The 20846-nt window shown below is 64.8% G+C and carries 16 protein-coding genes; 4 read left to right on the top strand and 12 right to left on the bottom strand.

Annotated features, from left to right (window positions below; translation table 11 throughout):
* Positions 1-9: 9 nt before the first annotated feature.
* The 3 genes from F3H95_RS23480 to F3H95_RS23470 form a co-directional block, all read right to left on the bottom strand.
* Positions 10-1005 (bottom strand): P1 family peptidase, encoded by a 996-nt coding sequence (locus F3H95_RS23480; protein WP_149747742.1) that lies wholly within the window; start codon positions 1003-1005, stop codon positions 10-12.
* Positions 1006-1113: 108 nt separating this feature from the next.
* Positions 1114-2655 carry an aldehyde dehydrogenase family protein gene (locus F3H95_RS23475; RefSeq protein WP_149747741.1) on the bottom strand — a complete coding sequence of 514 codons (1542 nt, stop codon included), beginning with the start codon at positions 2653-2655 and terminating at the stop codon, positions 1114-1116.
* A gap of 59 nt (positions 2656-2714) precedes the next feature.
* Complete coding sequence (locus tag F3H95_RS23470) at positions 2715-3998, bottom strand: FAD-binding oxidoreductase (protein WP_149747740.1); 1284 nt, start codon at positions 3996-3998, stop codon at positions 2715-2717.
* Positions 3999-4106: 108 nt separating this feature from the next.
* On the opposite strand from F3H95_RS23470, the gene F3H95_RS23465 reads away from it, so the two are divergent.
* Positions 4107-5009, top strand: a complete 903-nt coding sequence (locus F3H95_RS23465) for a LysR family transcriptional regulator (protein ID WP_149747739.1) — start codon at positions 4107-4109, stop codon at positions 5007-5009.
* A gap of 76 nt (positions 5010-5085) precedes the next feature.
* Positions 5086-5322: an Lrp/AsnC ligand binding domain-containing protein gene (locus F3H95_RS23460; RefSeq protein ID WP_143124219.1), complete on the top strand. Its 237-nt coding sequence runs from the start codon at positions 5086-5088 to the stop codon at positions 5320-5322.
* Positions 5323-5399: 77 nt separating this feature from the next.
* On the opposite strand, the gene F3H95_RS23455 is transcribed toward F3H95_RS23460, so the two are convergent.
* Both F3H95_RS23455 and F3H95_RS23450 read right to left on the bottom strand, forming a co-directional pair.
* Positions 5400-5630, bottom strand: a complete 231-nt coding sequence (locus F3H95_RS23455) for a hypothetical protein (RefSeq protein ID WP_143124218.1) — start codon at positions 5628-5630, stop codon at positions 5400-5402.
* Between the two features lie 404 nt (positions 5631-6034).
* Positions 6035-8620 carry an aminotransferase class III-fold pyridoxal phosphate-dependent enzyme gene (locus tag F3H95_RS23450; RefSeq protein WP_188134464.1) on the bottom strand — a complete coding sequence of 862 codons (2586 nt, stop codon included), beginning with the start codon at positions 8618-8620 and terminating at the stop codon, positions 6035-6037.
* A 282-nt stretch (positions 8621-8902) separates the two neighbouring features.
* Here F3H95_RS23450 and F3H95_RS23445 point away from each other — a divergent pair, with 282 nt between their 5' ends.
* On the top strand, positions 8903-9778 hold the full coding sequence (locus tag F3H95_RS23445; protein WP_149747737.1) for a D-alanyl-D-alanine carboxypeptidase family protein: 876 nt from the start codon (positions 8903-8905) through the stop codon (positions 9776-9778).
* 83 nt (positions 9779-9861) lie between these two features.
* Here F3H95_RS23445 and F3H95_RS23440 read toward each other — a convergent pair whose 3' ends face one another.
* Together F3H95_RS23440 and epmA are read right to left on the bottom strand one after the other, a co-directional pair.
* On the bottom strand, positions 9862-10920 hold the full coding sequence (locus tag F3H95_RS23440) for a lysine-2,3-aminomutase-like protein (protein WP_149747736.1): 1059 nt from the start codon (positions 10918-10920) through the stop codon (positions 9862-9864).
* Positions 10917-11981 carry an EF-P lysine aminoacylase EpmA gene (epmA, locus tag F3H95_RS23435; RefSeq protein WP_149747735.1) on the bottom strand — a complete coding sequence of 355 codons (1065 nt, stop codon included), beginning with the start codon at positions 11979-11981 and terminating at the stop codon, positions 10917-10919. The genes F3H95_RS23440 and epmA overlap by 4 nt, the downstream gene beginning before the upstream one ends.
* Before the next feature lie 179 nt (positions 11982-12160).
* On the opposite strand from epmA, the gene efp reads away from it, so the two are divergent.
* On the top strand, positions 12161-12730 hold the full coding sequence (gene efp, locus F3H95_RS23430) for an elongation factor P (protein WP_143127930.1): 570 nt from the start codon (positions 12161-12163) through the stop codon (positions 12728-12730).
* A 129-nt stretch (positions 12731-12859) separates the two neighbouring features.
* Here the strand turns inward: efp and F3H95_RS23425 are convergent, their stop codons facing one another.
* The 5 genes from F3H95_RS23425 to F3H95_RS23405 form a co-directional block, all read right to left on the bottom strand.
* Positions 12860-14299 (bottom strand): efflux transporter outer membrane subunit, encoded by a 1440-nt coding sequence (locus tag F3H95_RS23425; RefSeq protein WP_143127929.1) that lies wholly within the window; start codon positions 14297-14299, stop codon positions 12860-12862.
* 113 nt (positions 14300-14412) lie between these two features.
* Positions 14413-17517: an efflux RND transporter permease subunit gene (locus F3H95_RS23420; protein ID WP_143127928.1), complete on the bottom strand. Its 3105-nt coding sequence runs from the start codon at positions 17515-17517 to the stop codon at positions 14413-14415.
* A gap of 44 nt (positions 17518-17561) precedes the next feature.
* The gene (locus F3H95_RS23415; RefSeq protein WP_143127927.1) at positions 17562-18770 is read right to left on the bottom strand and encodes an efflux RND transporter periplasmic adaptor subunit; all 1209 of its coding nucleotides are present in this window, start codon (positions 18768-18770) and stop codon (positions 17562-17564) included.
* Positions 18771-18922: 152 nt separating this feature from the next.
* Positions 18923-19528 carry a TetR family transcriptional regulator gene (locus F3H95_RS23410; RefSeq protein WP_188134463.1) on the bottom strand — a complete coding sequence of 202 codons (606 nt, stop codon included), beginning with the start codon at positions 19526-19528 and terminating at the stop codon, positions 18923-18925.
* 22 nt (positions 19529-19550) lie between these two features.
* Positions 19551-20495: a phosphoribosylaminoimidazolesuccinocarboxamide synthase gene (locus tag F3H95_RS23405; protein WP_149747733.1), complete on the bottom strand. Its 945-nt coding sequence runs from the start codon at positions 20493-20495 to the stop codon at positions 19551-19553.
* Positions 20496-20846: the final 351 nt, after the last annotated feature.

Below are 20846 nucleotides of genomic sequence, written 5' to 3'. Positions count from 1 at the left end.
CGCCGCCGGTCAGCCGTGCCGGTCGCGCCAGGCGGCTTGCGCGCCGGCGACGGGAAGGGCCGTCGCCTCATAGACCCCGCGCGCCGTGGCGCGGGCAAAGGTCAGTGTGGCCAGATGGCAGAGTTCCAGGAAATCGAACGGTTCATCGAGGGCGATCCTTCCGGTCGCCGCGGCAAAGACCGTATCGCCATCGGCCGGCAGATGGGCGGGAAGCACCGCGCGCGCCAGCCCGTCCTGCGCCATGATCGAGAGGCGATGGGCCTGCGCCTTGGTGAGGACGGCATCCGTCACCACCAGCCCGATGGTCGTCGCCTTCAGGTTTACGCCTTTCAATCGAAGCGATGTATCGCCGGCGGTGAATTGCTGAGGTAAACCAAGGCCGCCGAATTCGCCCTCTTCCTCGAAGGGGGCCGCCCAGAAATGCGGGCCGTCGCCCACCGTGGCCGCGCCCAGCGCATTGACCGCGACCAGCGCCGCCACCCGATGGCCTTTTGACGAGACGGCGCTTGCCGAGCCGAGGCCCCCCTTCGCGGTGGCCGTGGTCGCGCCCGTGCCGGCGCCGACGGTTCCGAGCGAAAATTTGCCTCTGGCAGCCGCCTTGAACGCTTCGTACCCCATGTCGCGATAGGGCGAATGCAGGCCCCAGTCCTTGTTGCCGCCGTTCAGGAGATCCATCAGGATCGCCTGCGGCACGATCGGCACCCGTGTCGAACCCACCTGCAAGCCACGGCCGATCTCGCGCAGCCCCGCCTGCACCCCGCCCGCCGCATCAAGCCCGAAGGCCGAGCCGCCGGACAGCACCAGCGCATCGACCTTTTCCACCGTCATCGCCGGATCGAGAAGGGCCGTATCCCGCCCGCCCGGCGCGCCCCCCAGAACGCTGCCGGAGGCGATGGCCGGCTCATCGAACACCACCACGGTGACACCGGAGCCCAGCGCCAGATCCGTCGCATGGCCGACGCTGACACCGTCGATATCGGTCAGAAGGTTCAGGCGATGGGTCATGGGCGCGGTCCCTGGGCGATGGCGATTCGGGGATGAGACTATCGTGACACGATGGACTTGTCCCGAATCGGAAGGGCGACACCCCGGAGGCGCCGCCCGAGTGTTCCCTCACCCGATATCGAACTTCACGCCCTGGGCGAGCGGCAGCGTGCGGCCGTAATTCAGGGTGTTGGTCGCGCGGCGCATGTAGGCCTTCCAGCTGTCCGAGCCGGATTCGCGGCCGCCGCCGGTTTCCTTTTCGCCGCCGAAGGCTCCGCCGATCTCGGCGCCGGAGGGGCCGATATTAACGTTGGCGATACCGCAATCGGAGCCGCGGGCGGAGATGAAGGTTTCGGCTTCCCGCATGTCATTGGTGAAGATCGAGGAGGAGAGGCCCTGCGGCACGCCGTTGTGCAGGTCCAGCACCGCGTCGAAATCGGAGTAGCGCATCACGTAGAGGATCGGCGCAAAGGTTTCGTCTACCACCGGCCCGCATTGCGAGGGCATTTCAACGATCGCCGGGCGGACATAATAGGCATCTGCCGCCGCATCCGAGAGCACGCGCTCACCACCGGTCACCGAACCGCCTTCGGCCTTTGCCGCCTCCAGCGCCGCCTGCATGCGCTCGAACGACGCCTTGTCGATCAGCGGTCCCACCAGATTGCCGTCCACCATGGGATTGCCGATGGTGACGGACTTGTAGGCCTTCTGGAGGCGCGGCACGAGGCTGTCATAGACGCTGTCATGCACGAAGAGGCGGCGCAGCGTGGTGCAGCGCTGGCCGGCCGTGCCCATGGCCGCAAAGGCGACGCCGCGCAGCGTCAGATCGAGATCGGCGGTCGGCGTGACGATCGCCGCATTGTTGCCGCCGAGTTCGAGAATGGCGCGGGCAAAGCGCTTCGCCAGCCGCGGACCGACGGCGCGGCCCATGGCGGTCGAGCCGGTGGCCGAGACCAGCGGCACCTTCGGGTGATCGACCAGGACTTCGCCGATCTCGCGGCCGCCGATGATCAGCGTCGAAAGGTTGCCCGGCGCCGTACCGCCCTCGGCGACGTAGCGCTTCACGGCCTTTTCGAAGATCGCCTGGGTGGCGAGCGCCGTCAGCGGCGTCTTTTCCGACGGCTTCCAGACGGTGGCATTGCCGCAGACGAGTGCGAGTGCCGCATTCCACGACCAGACGGCAACCGGGAAGTTGAAGGCGGAGATGATGCCGACGACGCCGAGCGGATGCCAGGTTTCCATCATCCGGTGGTCGGCACGTTCGGTGGCGATCGTCAGACCGTAGAGCTGGCGGGAGAGGCCGACGGCGAAATCGCAGATGTCGATCATTTCCTGGACCTCGCCGAGGCCCTCGGAGGTGATCTTGCCAACCTCGATGGACACGAGACGGCCGAGATCGGCCTTGGCGGCCCGCAACTCCTCGCCAAGCAGGCGGATCAGTTCGCCACGCTTCGGGGCGGGAACGGTGCGCCAGGCGAGAAAGGCCTGATGCGCCGCATCGATGGCAGCCGCCGTGGCTTCGGCGGAGAGTTCGGCAACCTTGCCGATTTCCGTGCCGGTGATCGGCGAGCGGACGGACAGCGTGCCGCCCTGGACGGCAGCGGCATCCACGCCGAGGCGGGAGAGAAGGACATCCGCTTCCGCGGCAAGGTTCAGGGTGGCAAGCGTCATGAGGATCTCTCTCGTCTTTCTCGTGTGGGCGTTGTCCGGCGGCTTCGTCAGGCGGGGCGTCAGAACCGGTCGCCGGCCAGATGGGCGATCTGCGCGCCCGCTTCGTAATAGGCTTCCTTCAGCGGGCGGAATGCGGGCTCTTCCGGCAGGGTCAGCGGCAGCGGCAGGTCGGCCTCCGCCATTTCGCCCGTCACATGCGCGGCCAGCACCTTGCCGAACACGGTTCCCGGCGCAATACCGCGTCCGTTATAGCCGGAAAAGCCGATGACGCGACGGGCAAAGCGGTGGAAGCGCGGCAGCGCATTATCGGTCATGCCGATCTGGCCGTACCATTCGGCCTCGAACTCGATATCGCCCAGTTGCGGGAAGATCTTCTTCAGCGCCCGGCGGGCCCAGCTCTTGTGGATCGCCGCGCCTGTGCCGCGCAGCGCACCCACGGAGCCGAACACCAGCCTGCCCTTCGCATCCATGCGGAAGGAAGAGAGGATCTCCTTGGTGTCCCAGCAGCCTTCGCGCTCCGGCAGGATGGAGCGCTTGAGATTGTCGGAAAGCGGCGTGGTGGCGAGGTTGAAATAGGGCAGGTAGACCTGCTCGCGGCGTACCGTCTCGAAGGGGCCGGTGGAATAGGCATCGGTCGCAACGATCACCCAGTCGGCCGTCACGCTGCCGCCGCCGGTGGAAATCACGTGGCGGCCCTGGCGTTCCTGCCAGGCAAGGGCCGGCGTGCCGGTATAAAGGATCGCGCCCGCCTTCACCGCCGCTTGCGCCAGGCCGCGGGCATAGGCCAGTGGCTGCAAGGTTCCGGCGCGCCGGTCGAGCAGGGCGCCGCGATAGGCGCGCGTGCCGATCCGCCGTTCGGTTTCGGTTGCGCCGAGAACCTCGACATCTGCGCCGCGCTTTTGCCACTGGCGGGCGCGTTCCTCGATTTCGGAAAACCCCTTGTCACCGACCGCGCAATGCAGCGTGCCGGTGCGCGTCAGCTCGCATTCGATGCCGTGTCTGTCGATCAGGCCCATCACCACCTGCGGGCCATTGCCGAGCAGGGTCAGCAGGCGCTCGCCGTGCACCGCGCCGAGTTCTCCCGGCAGGTCGTCGGGCATCACCCACATACCGGCATTGATCAGGCCGACATTGCGGCCGGCACCGCCGAAGCCGATCGCCTTCGCCTCCAGCAGGATCACCGAGCGGCCGGCTTCCGCCAGATGCAGCGCCGCCGACAGGCCCGTATAGCCGCCGCCGATGATGACGACCTCGCAGGAAGCGTCACCTGCAAGCGGCGCGGTGACTGGCGCGGGCGGTGCCGTCTTTTCCCAGAGACCGTGGGAGCGGGGATCGTTGAACATGGCACGATATCCGGATGCGGGAGAGATGGTGAAAACTTTACAGGCGGCGCGAAACGGCGGATAGCGAATTCTTCTCAACAGTTCATTCTCGGAAGGAATGATCCTGCCATGCTGCCGCCGCGTCGCTTCCTGCCTTCGCTCTCGCTTCTGTCGGCCTTCGAGGCGGCGGCGCGCACCGGCAGCGTCACCGCCGCCGCGCAGGAACTCGGCCTCACGCAAAGCGCGGTGAGCCGGCAGATCGCGGCGCTGGAAAAGCAGCTCGGCGTGGTGCTGTTCCTGCGCGAGCGCCAGACGATCCGGCTGACACTGGCCGGCGATACCTATGCCCGCGAGGTGCGCGAGGCGCTGCGGCGCATTTCCTCGGCTTCGCTCAATTTGCGCGCCAATCCGGCCGGCGGCACGCTGAACCTTGCCATCCTGCCCTTCTTCGGCAGCCGATGGCTTGCACCGCGCCTGCCGCGCTTTCACAGGGCGCATCCCGGCATCACGGTGAACCTCATCACCCGGCTTGAACCCTTCGAATTCCGGTTCGACACGCTGGATGCGGCGATCCATTTCGGTACGGCGCGCTGGCCGGGTGCGGCGCTGACCTTCCTGATGCCGGAGGAGACGGTGCCGGTCGGCAGCCCGACGCTGATCGCGGATCTGGCCATCAAGACGCCTGCGGATCTGCTCGCCGCGCCGCTCCTGCACCTCAACACCCGGCCGGATGCCTGGGAAGGCTGGTTCAGCGCCCGCGCCGTTGCCTTCGATGCCCTGCACGGCATGCTGTTCGACCAGTTCTCGACGATGGTGGAGGCGGCATCCGCCGGGCTTGGCGTGGCGCTTCTGCCGCGCTTCCTGATTGCGCGCGAACTGGGGGCCGGTCAGCTGGTGCCGGCGGTCGACAATGGCGAGATCGTCAGCGGCGACTATTTTCTTGCCTGCCCGCCGGAGCGCGCCTCCTATCCGCCGCTCGCCGCCTTCCGCGACTGGCTGCTGCAGGAGATCGCGTCCGGGCGGGTTGCGTGACGACGCCGCTTCGGCCAATAGTCGAGGCCATCATCAGTGCGGCCGCTGTCTCGCGGCCCCAATGCGGGAAGATGTCATGAAGCCGATTTTCGTCCAGCTGCGCTGCGCACCGGGCAAGACCTACGAGGTTGCCGATGCCATCTACAAGACGGAGCTTGTCTCGGAGCTTTATTCCACCAGCGGCGACTGGGACCTGCTTTTGAAGATCTACCTGCCGGAGGGCGAGGAGATCGGCAAGTTCGTCAACGAAAAGATCGCCTCCATCGCCGGTATCGAGCGCTCGCTGACGACGCTCACCTTCACCGCCTTCTGAGAAGGCGGGTCCAGACAGAAAGAAGCCGCCCGTGCCAAGTGGCGGGGCGGCTGTGATCTTCGGGATGGGGCGAGGGATCAGGCGACGGCCGCACGCAGCGTGGCGGCGCGATCATTGACGGCGTTCTCGCCGATCGTCTGGGCCCGTACATGGTTGCGAATGGCAAGGCGCACCTCGTCTGCCGAAGCAAAACGCTGCTCGTCGAGATCAATGACGTGGAACTTTACGGCGATGAACCTCAGCCGCCCCTGATCGGGAACGACGATGCCCACAGGCTCGCCGCCATATTCGATAACCTGCTTTTGCATGGTCATACTCCTGGTGTGGCTGTGCACGACAGCAATTCGAATTTGACTGTTCAGAACCCTGGAAGGTGAAGCGTCACATTCGACAGCATGGGGCGGAGACAGTTCCCATGCATTTCACATCATGCGCACGCCAGGGAAGGGCGGCAGTGCGGATCAGGTTCGGCATGTCACTCTCCTTGTTGGTGTTGCGCGCTTCCGGACGGCCGGGTGCCGGTCGTCTATGAGGTCGCACAATATGTGAGTCTTTCCACAACTTCAATAGCAAACCGATATAGCTAGAATTTTTTTCTGTTTGATGACAGGAGTGGGGCGCCTTTGTGAAATCTTGTTCGCAATAATACCCCTATTTTTGAGGGGGCTTAAATAAGGGTGCGTATCTCTCCGCTGCCAAATGCAAGGCGTGATCAGGTTTCTGCGCTGGTTTCCGGCTCCCGGCGCGGTGCTGCAAACAGGGCACCAAGCGCCGTCACGAGCCGATCGGCGCTGGCGCGGGACAGGCAGAGCGGTGCCGTCAGCGACAGGCGGTCGGGGGTCTGCGGTCGGGCCGCGAGAATTCCATGCTGCGCCAGATGCCGTGCGAGCTCGAAGGCGGAGGGCGCTTCGGGGCCAAGAACGAGTTCGAGCGCCAGTCCGCCCCCCTCGACGTTGAGGAGATGCGGCACGGCCTCGGAGAGGGCCCTCACCGCCGCTTCCAGAAAATCCGCGACCTCGCGGGTTGCCTCGTTTATATCCGGCTGCTCAAAGCTTGCCAGCACTGCGCAGCCGATGCGGCAGGTCACGGCATCGGCCGTCTCGAGATCGGGGTCAGCGGCATCGCCCGCGTGGCGCGCCTGCAGAACGACGGCCGCAAGCGGAGCGCCCGGCACCGGCGACCCTGTGACGACGATATCGGGCAGGACCTCCTCCGTCTCGAAACCCCATGAACGGCTGCCGAGACGGCCAAAGCCGGTGCGGCGCTCATCGGCGATCGACAGGGGGGTAGCCGGATCGGATGCCAGCCGTTCAGCCAGGTCAAGCGCGATCACCATGGCCTGGTCCTCGTCGGTCAGCGCCACGATGGTCGCCAGCCCGTCCGGCAGCAGCGAGAGCAGTGCCCGGCGAAAATCGGCATCCGCACCGGTGCCCTGCACGCCTGCCAGCGTCAGCCATTGCCGGTAGGCGGCTTCGGCCATGTCGGGATGGCCGTGGCCGACCAGGCCCGCCGCCCCGGACAGATCGATGAAGGCGCGGCCATGGCTGTCGAACACGGTGTCGCGCCAGCCGCGCGCCAGCGGTGCAGCTGCAACCTCCGGCGCATCGACATCGCGTCCCAGCACCAGCGAGGGCGACAGCGCCAGCCGCCGCCAGACCGGCGTGAGCCGGTGCGGGGCAAACAGGGGCGGCATCAGGTCCGATACGCGGCTCAGACGGATCCGCAGCCCGCCGACGGCACCCTCTGTGCCGGCCACGACGCCGATCGGATCCCCGGCAAACAGAGCGGTGGCTTCGTTCAGCGGGCAGTCCAGCCCCTCCAGTTGCAGGCTGACCCCCTTGCCGGCAAGGACGATGCGGTTGTCGCCGAGATGCAGCACGCCTCCCATCGGGGCTGCCACCACCGTTCCGGCCGGCACGCAGAGATCCACATGGAGCGCGAGATTTTCTGCCTCCACCTCGCCGGGCGCCCCGCCCCGCGACAGGCGGTATTCGCCAAAACGTGTCGCGCCCATGCGACTGTCGAAGGCCACGCGCGCCAGAAGCCGCCAGTCGATTTCCGGGTCCTCCCAATTGCCCTCGGCAAACAGCGGACTTGCCACGGACAGATCCGCCAGCCGGATGGCACCGACATCGATCTGCGGCAAAAGCGGCTCGAGCGCTGCCACGGGCTCCTGCGGCCAGCCGACGGCATCCAGGATCGCTGCCTCCATGAAAGCGGGGTGAACGTCACTTGCGGCGCGGAACAGACGGCGCGCCGTCTCGCGCGCCTCAAGCCCTGCCGCATCCTCCGGCGCCGCCACGGCCTGCTGTTCGGCCTCGGCGCGCAGGAAGGCGATGCGGATCAGGGTGAGAGGCCACAGCGCCTTCAGTTCCGCCTCCGTCAGCGGTAGCGCGGCATGAAAGGCGGAAAGCGCCGGCAACCCTGCGAAGGGATCGGCACCGGCTCCCGACATCAGGTCTGCCAGAAGGGCGGCGAGGGGTGCGATGATCCAGCCCTCGCCCAGCGCGCCGGCCGTGCGGAAACCGATGGGCTCCCAGCCCTGCCCGTCTCCATCTGCGATCACCAGTTCGGCCCTGGTCGGCGCATGATGCACCAGTTGCCGGCGAAGATCGGCGCCGAGCGGCTGGATCTGGCGCAGTGCCGTCACCATGCATTTCGCGACGGGATTGCGCACCTGCGGATCGCCGACGGAGCGCAGCAGCTTGACGACCAGAGGCCCCGCCTGCCGCAGGTCGAGCGGTGAGGCAAGCGGTGCGGTCGCGGACGCCTCGCCGCTCGCGGGCCCGGCCTCCTCGATCACTGCCAGCTGGCGTGTAAGTTCGGCGACGAAACGGCCAAGCCGGGCGGCGGTCGCGGACGATACGGGAAGCGGACCGCTGCTGCGGTCGGCGTCCGGCAGGGCAAGCACGCGCACCCAGGGGCCAGCCTCCCCGTCCTTTTCTGAAAGGGGCACCAGAAGCTGTTCGCTGCGGCTGCGCACGGGATGCGGCACCTGCAGAAGCGTCTGGCTGCCCGTTGCCTCCAGCGCCTCCAGGATGCCGGCCTGCCGCACCAGCGTCTCGCACAGGGTGGTATCGCCGGTGATGTCCAGCCGGTAGCTGTGCTCGGTGTCGATCACGGCGAAGGCGCCGGGCGCATCCGGAAGCGTGGTCAGCGTGCCGGAGATCCCGAACGCCTGCCAGAGCAGCGCCTCCAGTTCCGGGGCGGGCGGGCTGTCCTGCAAGGTCCCGCCTGCGTCTACTTGGCCGTGCTGTTCATGCATCTCGTCCTGCTGCCCAGGCTGACTGTCGGCCATGCGCATCTCCCCCGCCATCATGGCAGGAAGATTAGCGCGATCAGCGGGTTCGTCCATAGCCTCCAGACAGAAGAGAGTCCGGGCGAGGGGCGTGCGCCGCCTCCTTCGGCAGGCGTGCTCGCCGCTTTGTGATCGACGGCGCTCGTCTTCCTCCCCACCGCAGGCAAAACTGCGCTATGTGTCGGCACCTGTCTTGTCCGACGGGATGATGGCAGAGATGGAGATCGGACCGTCCGACTGCTGCTGCGGTGCCGGGCGGATCCAAACATCCGGGAGAACTGCATGCAGCCCTTCATGCGCATGCCGGCACGGCTGCTGCCGGCGCTTGTCCTTGGCCTTGGGTTCACGCTCGCCCTTGGCGCATCGCGGCCGGGTTATGCCGCCCAGGCAAGCCTCGTTGTCAATGCCTCGACCGGGGCGATCCTGACGGCCGACAACGCCGATCAGCCGATCCGGCCGGCCTCGCTTACCAAGATGATGACGCTCTATCTAACCTTCGAGGCTCTCGGTAAGGGCAGGCTCTCCTGGGACGAGCAGATCCCGATATCCGCCCATGCTGCCGGAACCGTGCCCTACAAGCTCGGCGTTGCGCCGGGTGGCACCGTCAGCGTGCGCGAGGCGGTCAACGGCATCATCGTGATTTCGGCCAATGATGCGGCGGTTGCGCTTGCCGAACGTCTCGGCGGCACAGAAGACCGCTTTGCCGATATGATGACGGCCAAAGCCCGCCAGCTCTCCATGACGAAAACCACGTTTCGCACTGCAACGGGCCTCACCGCGGATGGCCAGTTCACCACCGCGCGCGACATGGCGGTGCTGGGGCTTGCCCTGATGCAGCATTTTCCCCGCCAGTTCCCGCTGTTTGCCACCAGGACCACGAATTTTCGTGGCAAGCCGCTCACCGGCCACAACTACATGCTGGACCTCTATCCCGGCGTCGACGGCATCAAGACCGGCTATACCAGCGCCTCCGGCTACAATGTCGTGACATCGGTGATGGCCGGCGGCCGGCGTTATATCGGCGTCGTGCTGGGCTATCCCACCGACAAGGCGCGCGACCAGCAGATGGTGAACCTCTTCCGCCAGTATCTGCAAAACCCCGCCGCTGCCCAGGCCGCATCTTCTCCCACCATTGGCGGCGCCGTCGGGCTTTATTGAGCGTCGGGTTGGCTCCGCTGCGGGCCTCCGACCCGCTCGGTCATCGTCTGTCGCACAAGAGGTGTGGCCATCTTCTTGATCGATCAGGCAGGATCCTGCGGTGGATAGGCATGCTCTTCGCCCCGATAGTCGCTGACGGCATAGCAGCCCTCGCCGGCGGCGCGCACGGCGGAGGGGCCGAGCGGCGCCTTGCCGTAGCCGCCGGGAATGTCCAGCACATAGGTCGGCTGGCAGAGGCCGGAGAGGTTGCCGCGCAGCGCCGCGACGATCCGCTGGCCCTCGGCAATTTCAAGGCGGAAATGACCGGTGCCGGGGGCGAGATCCGGGTGGTGCAGGTAATAGGGCTTGATGCGGGTTTCGACGAAGGCGCGCATCAGGTCGCCCAGCACAGCCGGATCGTCGTTGACGCCTTTCAGCAGCACGGTCTGGCTGATCATGACGATGCCGGCATCGACGAGGCGGGCGCAGGCGGCGCGGGCTTCCTGCGTCATCTCGCGCGGGTGGTTGGCATGTAGTGCCACATAGACGGCCTTGCCGGCTGCCTTCAGCGCTGCGATCAGGGCCGGATTGATGGCCTGAGGATCGACCACCGGCACGCGGCTGTGAAAGCGTACGATCTTCACATGCGCGATGTCGCGAAGGCCGCCGAGCATCTCGGCGAGACGCCGCGGCGACAGGACCAGCGGATCGCCGCCGGTGAGAATCACCTCCCAGATCTCCGGGCGGCTGCGGATGTAAGCGAGGGCTGCGGCAAGCTCCGTTGCCGACAGCGTGCCGTCGCCGGTCGGTCCGACCATCTCGCGGCGGAAGCAGAAGCGGCAATAGACGGGGCAGACATGCACGGCCTTCAGCAACACGCGGTCCGGATAGCGGTGCACCACGCCCTTGACCGGCGAATGCGCGCCGTCACCGATCGGATCGGCCCTCTCCTCCGGCGTCACCGTCAGCTCGCGGATATCGGGCAGGAACTGCCGGGACAGCGGATCGGCGGGATCGGCGGGGTCGATCAGGCCGGCGATCGCGGGCGTCACGGCAATCGCGTAGCGCGCTGCAACCGCCTGCGCCTCCGCCAGCTGCTCTGCGGGCAGCAGGCCGGCATCGGCGAGATCCTGCGGGGTCTTGAGGGCGCGCGGTGCGGTCATTCCCACTCCGCCACAGGCGCCCACATCACCTGGTCGATGCGGGTGGCGCCGGCTGCCAGCATCACCAGCCGGTCGAAGCCGAGCGCGATGCCGCTGGCCTGCGGCATCAGCGCGAGCGCTGCCAGAAAATCCTCGTCCAGCGGATAGGTCTCGCCGTAGACGCGCTGCTTTTCTGCCATTTCCGCCGTAAACCGGGCGCGCTGTTCGACGGGGTCGGTCAGTTCGCCGAAGGCATTGGCGAGTTCCACGCCGCAGGCGTAAAGCTCGAAACGCTCGGCGACACGGGAATCGTCCGCGGCAGGGCGCGCCAGCGCCGCCTCGCAGATCGGGTAGCGGTCGAGGATCGTGGCGCGGTCCTGGCCGAGACCGGGCTCGACCTTTTCCACCAGCACGCGGGAATAGAGGTCGGTCCAGGTGTCGTCCGGCGCATGGCGGATGCCGGCCCTGGTCAGCTGGTCGCCCAAGTGGTTGCGGTCCGTCGTTCCGTCCGGCTCCACCGAGGCCAGAAGATCGATGCCGGCAAGGCGCTGGAAGGCTTCGGCGACGCTGAGCCGCTCCGGTTCGGCGAAGGGATCGCAGGTCATGCCGCGATAGGCGAACTGCCGGGTGCCGGCGGTGTCGGCGGCCAGCGCCAGCAGCGCGGCACAATCGTCCATTAGTTGCGTGTAATCCTCGCCCGCCCGGTACCATTCCAGCATGGTGAATTCGGGATGGTGCAGCGGCCCGCGTTCGCGATTGCGATAGACATGCGCGAAGCAGGCAATGCGCCTCTCCCCGGCCGCAAGCAGCTTCTTGCAGGCAAATTCCGGCGAGGTGTGCAGGTAAAGCGGCAGGGCGCGGCCATCGGTCGTCATCGCGGTGGTGGAGAAGGCATGCAGATGCGCCTCGTTGCCGGGCGAGACCTGCAGGGTCGCCGTATCCACCTCGAGAAAATCACGCTCGGCAAAGAAGGTGCGAAAGGCCGCCTGAATGCGGCTGCGGGCGATCAGGAAGGGACGCCGATCCGCATGCACGTCCGGCCGCCACCAGCTTGCGCGTGAGGATGAGGGGGCGTGCGACACAGGAGACGTTCCTTTTCGGGCTTTCTTCGGAGCCTTGACGTGCGAAGGCTTCCACTTTTCGCCAATTTGCGGTAGGTCGCCCGGGAATAAAGATCAGGCGTCCTTCAGGCTGGCCCACGGCTGGTCCTCTACGACGCATTCACGGAACTGACAAGCCAAGGCAGTCACAAGGAAACCCCATGGTCAAGATTATCGCCTCCTCCGTCCGCAAGGGCAATGTTCTCGAAGTCGACGGCAAGCTTTATGTCGTGCTGACGGCCCAGAACTTCCACCCGGGCAAGGGCACGCCGGTCACTCAGGTCGACATGCGCCGCATCGTTGACGGTGTGAAGGTGTCGGAGCGCTGGCGCACGACGGAACAGGTCGAGCGCGCCTTCGTGGAAGACGTCAACTTCCAGTACCTCTACGAAGACGGCGAAGGCTTCCACTTCATGAACCCGGAAACCTATGACCAGGTCGTCGTCAGCGAGGAGACCATGGGCGAGCAGAAGGCCTATCTGCAGGAAGGCATGACCTGCATCCTGTCGATTCATGAGGGCGTGCCGCTGGCGCTCGAACTGCCGCGCCACGTGACGCTTGAAATCGTCGAGACCGAGCCGGTCGTAAAGGGCCAGACGGCTTCGTCCTCCTACAAGCCGGCGATCCTGTCGAACGGCCTTCGCACCATGGTACCGCCGCATATCGATGCCGGCACCCGTGTGGTCATTGCCACCGAAGACAATTCCTACGTCGAGCGCGCCAAGGACTGAGTTCCGGCCCAGTCTGGAGGATGCAACGGCATCCTCCATTCGCTCTCTCGGCCACTGGTTCTATTCATGAAAAAGCCCCGGATCCTGCAGGATCCGGGGCTTTATTTTGGTCGTCAATCGCACCGGGCGTTACTGGGGACGCTTGGTGGCTGCCGCGGCAAGAACCGTCGGACCCTTGCCCCAGTTGTAGCCGCCGCCGATTGCCACGCTCAGGGTCACATAATCCTGGGCCTGCTGCTGGATGGCGGCAGCAAGGTTCGCCTGGGCGCTGGAAACCGAGCGCTGGGCGTCGAGCACGTCGAGCAGCGAGGAGGCGCCGTCACGATAGCTTGCAGTCGAAAGCTCCAGTGCTTCCTGGTAGGAGCGGACAGTATCGCGCAGGGCGGACACGGTGCGGCTGTCGCGGGTTACGGCTGCCAGTGCGTTTTCCACCTCTTCCACGGCACTGAGTACCGTCTGCTTCCAGCTCAGATAGTCTTCGCGCGCCTTGGATTCGGCCGAGCTCAGGTTGGCGCGCAGCTGTCCGCCGTCGAAGATCGGCAGGTTCAGGCTGGGGCCGAAGGACCAGGTGACGTTGCGGGTGATCGAGCCGCCAGTGGGGTTGGTATAGGAGGGCGTGATCGAGCCGCCGAGGCTGATGCTCGGATAGAGCTGGGCTTCTGCAACGCCGATATTGGCCACGGCTGCGGCGAGCTGACGCTCGGCGGCGCGAATGTCCGGACGGTTGCGGATGAGATCGGCCGGAACGCCGGACTTCGGGTTGAAGCGGGCCACCGGCTGGCCGGCGCCCTTCTGGAGATCCGAAACCAGCGAAGAGGCCGGCAGCGCGAGCAGCGTCGCGATGCGGTGGGCCGACTTGCGATAGTTGGTTTCGAGGCCCGGAATGTCGGCGATTGTGGAGTTGACCAGACCTTCGGCCTGCACGACGTCCAGACGCGAGGCGGCGCCGGCTTCCAGCTGCAGGCGCGTCAGGTCCAGCGTCTCGCGACGGGACTTGAGGTTCTGCTGAGCGATCTGGATGCGCTCCTGATAGTAGCGGGCATCGATATAGGCCGCCGCGACGGAGGAGAGCAGCGACAGGCGTGCCGTGTCGACATTGGCATAGGCCACGTCGAGCGAGGCGAGCGCGCTTTCCTTGTTGCGCTTGTAGCGGCCGAACACGTCGAGCAGCCAGGAGACGTCCAGGCCGCCGGAGACCTTGGTGCTGACCGACGAATCAGGCGTCTTGCCCAGGCCTTCGGCGCCGCTGCGGGAAGCAGAGGAGGCGAGCGTCAGGTCGGGAAGTGCGCCTGCACCGGCGGTGACGACATTGGCCTGCGCCTGGTTGATGCGCTCCATGGCCGTCTTGATGTCGATGTTCTGATCCAGGCCCTGCTTCATCAGACCGTTCAGGCGCCGATCGCTGAAAGCCGTCCACCAGGCATCGGTCGATACGTCGCCATTGCTCTTGGCGCCGCCCTCGGCGAACTTCTGCGGAAGCGAAATTTCGGGCGCCTTGTGGTCTGGTCCGAGGACGCAGCCGGACAGCAGAAGCATGACGAGGGGAGCTGCTACGCGAATGGAGGTCATAACTGTACCCTGTTGGACGATGAATTCATTCACCGATACTCTTTTATAAGGCGCCCCGCCGTAAGGGCGCCCCGCGTGATATGAGCGGGATGGAGCATCCCGTATACAAATCGTTAATGCGTCGTTTTTCTACCCGCAGACAGCTTTCTCACCACCACAAAAAACGAGGGAACGAAGAAAATTCCCAGCAGTGTTGCAGAAAGCATACCCCCGAGCACACCGATGCCGATCGAGTTCTGGGCGGCCGAGCCAGCGCCCGTCGCAATTGCCAGTGGCACGACGCCGAGGATGAAGGCGAGCGAGGTCATGATGATCGGGCGCAGGCGCAGGCGTGCCGCTTCCAGCGTTGCCTCCACCAGCCCCGTGCCTGTCGCCTGCCGGTCCTTGGCGAATTCCACGATCAGGATTGCGTTCTTGGCCGCCAGGCCGATGGTCGTGAGAAGGCCGACCTTGAAGTAGACGTCGTTGGACTGTCCGAACCAGGTGGCCGCCACCAGTGCGCCCAGCACGCCGACGGGCACCGCCATGATGACCGAGAACGGGATCGACCAGCTTTCGTAAAGCGCCGCCAGGCAGAGAAAGACCACGAGAACCGACAGCGCATAGAGTAGCGGCGCCTGCGAACCGGACAGGCGTTCCTGGTAGGAAATACCCTGCCAGGCAACGGTATAGCCGCCATCCATCTGCCTGGTCAGCTGTTCCATGGTGTCCATGGCCGTGCCTGAACTGACGCCTGCTCCGGCCGAACCATCCAGGGAGATGGCGCTGACGCCATTGAAGCGTGCCAGTGTCGGAGCCCCGCTCACCCATTGCGTCTTGATGAAGGAGGAGAAGGGCACCATTTCGCCGCTGCCGTTGCGGGCATACCAGTTGTCGATCGCATCCGGCTTCATGCGATAGGGTGCATCACCCTGCACATAGACCGGCTTCAGTTCGCCGTTCAGCGTGAAATCGTTGACGTCGCGCCCGGCGAAGATGGTCGACAGCATGGAATTGACCGAGGCGATGTCGAGGCCCATGGCCCCCATCTTTTCCTGGTCCAGCAGGAACTTCAGCTGTGTTTCGGCCGGCGGGCTGTTGGAGCGCAGCGAGCTGACATTCGGGTTCGCATTGCCCTGCTGGATCAGCTGCTGCGAGGCACGTGTCAGAGCCTCGGTTCCGTTCTTGCCGCTGTCGACCAGATACATGGAGAAACCGCTGGAATTGCCGAGACCTGGAATGGCCGGCGGCTGCAGCGGGAAGACCATGGCATCGCGGATCGTGAAGAAATAGCCCATTGCCCGTCCGACCACGGCCGAGGCCGCCAGTTTCGGATCGGTGCGCTGGTCGAAGTCCTTCAGCTTGGCGAAGACCATTGCATAATTCTGGCCGGAGCCGGTGAAGGAGAAGCCCGAAACGGAGAAGACGTCGCGAATCGCATCCTTCTCCTTGTCGAGATAGTAGTCCTCGATCTTCTTGATGACCTCCTGCGTGCGCGCCGCAGTGGCGCCGTTCGGCAGCTGGACGATGGTCATCAGCACGCCCTGGTCTTCCTGCGGCAGGAAGGCGCTGGGAAGCTTGGCGAAGAACCAGGCGCAGCCGCCGACCACGATGGCGAACATCACCATCACCCGAAGCGGGCGTTTCAGCAGATAGCCGATCGTTGCCACGTAACCGCCGGTGGTGCGGTCGAAATTGCGGTTGAACCAGCCGGCCAGGCCGCGCTTCTCGCCGTGATGGTTGATCGGCTTCAGCATGGTGGCGCACAGCGCCGGCGTCAGTACGATGGCGACCAGTGCCGAGAGCAGCATGGCCGAGACGATGGTGACCGAGAACTGGCGATAGATGATGCCGGTCGAGCCGCCGAAGAAAGCCATGGGAATGAAGACTGCCGTCAGCACCAGCGCGATGCCGACAATGGCGCCAGTGATCTCGCCCATCGACTTCTCGGTGGCTTCCTTGGGTGACAGCCCTTCCTCCGACATGATGCGTTCGACGTTCTCGACCACGACGATCGCGTCATCCACCAGAAGGCCGATGGCAAGAACCATGGCGAACATGGTGAGCGTATTGATCGAATAGCCTGTCAGCGCCAGGATGCCGAAGGTTCCGAGCAGGACCACGGGCACCGCGATCATCGGGATGAAGGTCGCCCGCAGGTTCTGCAGGAAAACCAGCAGCACGACGAAGACGAGGATGATCGCCTCGATCAGCGTATGCACCACCTTCTCGATCGACAGCTGGACGAAGGGCGTCGTGTCATAGGGATAGGTGATGACGACATTTTTCGGCAGGGACGGTGCAATGCTGTTGAGCGCTGTCTTCACGCGGTCTGCGGTGTCGAGCGCATTGGCCCCTGTCGCCAGATTCACGGCGAAGCCGGTAGCCGGATTGCGGTTCGAGCGGGTGTTCGTGGAGTAGCTTTCCTGACCGATCTCGATGCGAGCCACGTCGCTGAGACGCACGGTCGCGCCGCCTGTTTCCGTCTTCAGGATGATCGCCTCGAACTGGGAGACGGTCTGAAGCTGGCTCTGCGCGGTCACCGTCACATTGATCTGCTGGCCCTCGACCACCGGCTGGGCGCCGATCGAACCGACGGAGACCTGGGTATTCTGCGCCTGGATCGCCGTTGTGATGTCGTTCGGCGTCAGCTGGAACTTGTTGAGCTTGTAGGGGTCGAGCCAGATGCGCATGGCATAGCCGGTGCCGAACACCTGAATGCTGCCGACACCTTCCAGACGCTTGATCTGGTCCTCGATCTGGGTGGAGAAGATGTCGCCGAGCTCGACGGGCGTGCGCTTGGCATCGGTCGACACCAGCGCGCCGACGAGCAGGATGCTCGAGGTGGAGCGCGTGACGGTGATCCCCGCGGTCTGCACCACGTCCGGCAGCTGCGACTGCACGAGTTGCAGCTTGTTCTGCACCTGAACCTGGGCAATGTCCGGCAGAATGGAATTGCCGAAGGTCAGCGTGACGCTGGACGAGCCGGTACTCGACGAGGAGGTCATGTAGGTGAGGTCATCGAGGCCGGTCATGGCGTCCTCGATGATGGTCGTCACCGATTTTTCCACCGTCTCGGCGCTCGCGCCATTATAGGTCGCAGAGATGCGCACCGTGGTCGGCGCGATTTCGGGATACTGCGCGATCGACAATGTCGTGATCGCGAGAGCTCCACCCAGCATGATGATGATCGCGATCACCCATGCAAAGATCGGCCGGTTGATAAAGAAATGTGCCATTGATCAGCCCTTCACGCCTGCCTGTGCGCGTCCATGCCTGCGTTTCAAGGTTTTGCCGCCGGAGCCTGGGCGGGTGCCTGTGCCTCCACCACGAAGCCCTGATCGTTGACCGTGGCCTCGACCGGTTCGACGGGGGCGCCGGGCGCGATCTTCTGCAGCCCGTCGACGATCAGCCGGTCTCCGTCGTTGACGCCCGACGTTACCAGCCAGTTGTTGCCGGAGAGCTGGCTGTTGTCGAAGGTACGGCTTTCCACCTTGTTGTCCTTGGTGACGAACATGGCGGTCAGGCTGCCGCTCGGATTGCGGGTTGCGGCGCGCTGCGGAATGAGGAAGCCGTTTTCATAGCCGACGATCACGGTGGCGCGGACATACATGCCGGGCAGGATGAGATTGTCCGGATTGTCGAAGACGGCGCGGATCTGGTAGGTGCCGGTGGTTTCGCTGACGGCGAGTTCCGACATGTCGAGCTTGCCGGTGCGCGGATAGCGCGTGCCATCCTCAAGCGCCAGCGTGATGTCGGCCTGGGTCGGGTTGCCCTTCAGCCGGCCGGCCGCGATCGCTGCACGCAGTTCCAGAAGATGGGCCGCCGAATCGGTCAGGTCCACATAAACGGGGTCAAGCTGGCGCAGCGTCGTCAGCGCCGTCGTCTGGTTGGCCGTGACAATGTTGCCGATGCTGACATTGGAAATGGTGGTGACACCATCGAAGGGCGCGCGGATTGCGGTATAGCCGACATTGATCTGTGCGGTCTGCAATGCCGCCTTGGCCTGCGCCACGTCGGCGCGCGCCTGCAGCAGGGAGACGCGGGCGTTTTCGTATTCGATCTGCGTCGCGCCACTGTTGACCAGTCGCTCGTAGCGATTGAAGTTGGCTTCCGCGCTCGGTACGCTCGCCTCCGCCTTCGCCAACGTCGCCTTGGCCTCTTCCAGCGAGGCCGCGTAGGTCTCGTCGTCGATCTTGTAAAGAATGTCGCCGGCCTTGACCTCGCTGCCTTCCTTGAAGGCGATCTCCTCGATCATGCCGTTGACGCGCGGACGGATATCGGCTGTGCGGAAGGCAACGGCCCGTCCCGGAAGCACCCGCGTCAGGGGCCGTTCGCCTTGCTTCAACGTGACGACGCTGACCTTGGCAGGCGGCCGCTGCTGGCCACCTGCACCGGCTGCGCCCGCGCCACCGGCGGATTTTCCCTGGTCGCTGCAGCTGGCCAGCGCAAGCGAGAGGATCAGAGGTACGGCGAGTCGACGTAGTGTCATCAGGGGCATCCATTCTGGGAGCATGGCGCGGGGCGCGCGCGCGAAAATGCCATGCAGTGTGCAGTCGTCGGGTTACGGCGGCAAGACACAAATCGGCCAGCCGGCGCGTGGCAGGGTTGTTTTGCACCAATGGTGACGTAATCGAGAAACCGTCACTTCACAAGCGGATTTTGCAGCGCAGCGTTCACAAGCCAGATCAGGTCATCACAGCGATGCGTCAATTCCTCTTCGGGCGCATTGGCAAGGAAGATCGGGTGCAGAACAGAGGCGAAAGCGGAGGCCGCCGCACATGCGGCACGCTGCGGGTCCGTACTGTGGTAAATGCTGCTGTCCATGCCATGCCTGATGATATCGAGAAACAGGTCTTCCAGCATCATCTTGTAGCGCATGCCGCTCTTCAGGTCCGACTTGGAGAGCAAATAGAGCATTTCGAGGATGTAGGGCGTATCGTGCAGGGAAGCGAGATGCGCCTCCATCAGGCGGTGGGCGATGATGCCCAGACGCTCCGGCGCGGGAGCGTCCACCTCCAGCGCCTGAAGTCTTGCAATCATCACATCGATCTTGCTGTCGCAGATCGCATCCGTCAGCGCTGCTTTCGAATGGAAATGCTTGAACACGTTGGCGGGCGACATGGACAAGGCCTGGGCGATATGGGCAACCGAGCTTCCGGCAACCCCGTTTTCGCGAAACAGGCGCTCCGCCGTCGCGAGAATTTCGGCTCTTGTATCTTCGGCCTTGCGTCTCGGTCGTCGTGCCATGGCGTCGCTTCCCGTCAGGGTCTCAGGTGAAGAACGGGGCCAGGTTTTTGCGCACGCGCGCCAGAATGTCCGTCCCGGGCGCGATCGGCTCGAGCACCTCGCCGGTGATGCAGGCATAGGCATGGCGATAGACGGTCGCTGTCTGCGCGATCAGGTCGGCGGGGATTTCCGGAATCGCGTCCCTGTAGGGATCGCAGCGTTCCGCCACCCAGCTGCGCACGAAATCCTTGTCGAAGCTTTCCGGACGCTGGCCTGCCCCGAACCTGGCCGGATAGCTCTCGGCCATCCAGTAACGGCTGGAGTCGGGCGTATGGATTTCATCCGCGAGAAGGATGGTGCCGTCCGCGTCGACGCCAAACTCGTATTTTGTGTCGACCAGGATCAGGCCTCGTTCGGCTGCCAGAGCCTGACCCCGGGAGAACAGTGCAAGCGCGTACCGGCTGACCGTGTCCCACTGGTCCGACGTCAGCAGGCCGTTGCTCACGATGTCGCCCGGCGAGAGCGGTTCGTCATGCCCGCCGTCGAAAGCCTTGCTGGTCGGCGTGATCACCGGTTCGGGCAGCACCTGGTTGTCGCGCAGGCCGTCCGGAAGCGTCAGTCCGTACATGCTGCGGATGCCTTTCTTGTAAAGGGTCAGCAGCGAAGTGCCGGTTGTACCCGCGAGATAGCCGCGCACGACGATCTCGACGGGCAGGATGTCGAGCCGCTTGCCGATCACGACATTCGGGTCGGGATAGGCGAGAACGTGATTGGGGCAGATATCGGCGGTCTGTTCGAACCAGTAGCGCGCTGTCTGGGTCAGGACCCGTCCCTTGTCCGGGATGACGGCGAGCGCCCGGTCGAAGGCGCTCAGCCGGTCGCTGGCAATGATGATCCGGCGCCCGTCGGGAAGATCATAATTGTCGCGAACCTTGCCCCGGTAGTGCTTGGGGAGTTCCGGGATCGAGGCTTCTGCAAGAAGGTGCACGGTTGAAGACTTTCCTTGAAGCGGGCCGCAGCGGGCCGGATGGTATCTGTCCTTTTCTATCGCATGTCCGCTCCCGCGGGGACAAGACGCTAGCCCTTGCAAGAGATGGCCAGCGTGCCCGGAAAACAGGCTTTGGCTGCCGTAAATTTCGGCAATGTTGGCTGCCGAAATTGAAGCCCTTCATAAATCCGTTAAATTCCAATGGTTTGTTACTTTTTCCGTTTTTTTGTGAAAGAGGCAGTTGACCGACGTCCGAGTGGCTCGTATAAGCCGGTTCATCAACGAGGGCGGCGGCGCTGCTGGCGACGGTGTCTCTTGTTCTGGCGGGTTAGCGGTTTTGCTGCTGGGTTT

The sequence above is a fragment of the Rhizobium sp. RU35A genome (assembly GCF_900156005.1).
Classification (GTDB): Bacteria; Pseudomonadota; Alphaproteobacteria; order Rhizobiales; family Rhizobiaceae; genus Neorhizobium; species Neorhizobium straminoryzae.
This window is presented reverse-complemented; position numbering and strand designations above follow the sequence as displayed.

Bases quoted from the DNA above. Each gene is read 5' to 3' on its own strand.
- F3H95_RS23480 (WP_149747742.1), bottom strand. From the start codon at position 1,005: ATGACCCATCGCCTGAACCTTCTGACCGATATCGACGGTGTCAGCGTC.
- F3H95_RS23475 (WP_149747741.1), bottom strand. From the start codon at position 2,655: ATGACGCTTGCCACCCTGAACCTTGCCGCGGAAGCGGATGTCCTTCTC.
- F3H95_RS23470 (WP_149747740.1), bottom strand. From the start codon at position 3,998: ATGTTCAACGATCCCCGCTCCCACGGTCTCTGGGAAAAGACGGCACCG.
- F3H95_RS23465 (WP_149747739.1), top strand. From the start codon at position 4,107: ATGCTGCCGCCGCGTCGCTTCCTGCCTTCGCTCTCGCTTCTGTCGGCC.
- F3H95_RS23460 (WP_143124219.1), top strand. From the start codon at position 5,086: ATGAAGCCGATTTTCGTCCAGCTGCGCTGCGCACCGGGCAAGACCTAC.
- F3H95_RS23455 (WP_143124218.1), bottom strand. From the start codon at position 5,630: ATGCAAAAGCAGGTTATCGAATATGGCGGCGAGCCTGTGGGCATCGTC.
- F3H95_RS23450 (WP_188134464.1), bottom strand. From the start codon at position 8,620: ATGGCCGACAGTCAGCCTGGGCAGCAGGACGAGATGCATGAACAGCAC.
- F3H95_RS23445 (WP_149747737.1), top strand. From the start codon at position 8,903: ATGCAGCCCTTCATGCGCATGCCGGCACGGCTGCTGCCGGCGCTTGTC.
- F3H95_RS23440 (WP_149747736.1), bottom strand. From the start codon at position 10,920: ATGACCGCACCGCGCGCCCTCAAGACCCCGCAGGATCTCGCCGATGCC.
- efp (WP_143127930.1), top strand. From the start codon at position 12,161: ATGGTCAAGATTATCGCCTCCTCCGTCCGCAAGGGCAATGTTCTCGAA.
- F3H95_RS23425 (WP_143127929.1), bottom strand. From the start codon at position 14,299: ATGACCTCCATTCGCGTAGCAGCTCCCCTCGTCATGCTTCTGCTGTCC.
- F3H95_RS23420 (WP_143127928.1), bottom strand. From the start codon at position 17,517: ATGGCACATTTCTTTATCAACCGGCCGATCTTTGCATGGGTGATCGCG.
- F3H95_RS23415 (WP_143127927.1), bottom strand. From the start codon at position 18,770: ATGACACTACGTCGACTCGCCGTACCTCTGATCCTCTCGCTTGCGCTG.
- F3H95_RS23410 (WP_188134463.1), bottom strand. From the start codon at position 19,528: ATGGCACGACGACCGAGACGCAAGGCCGAAGATACAAGAGCCGAAATT.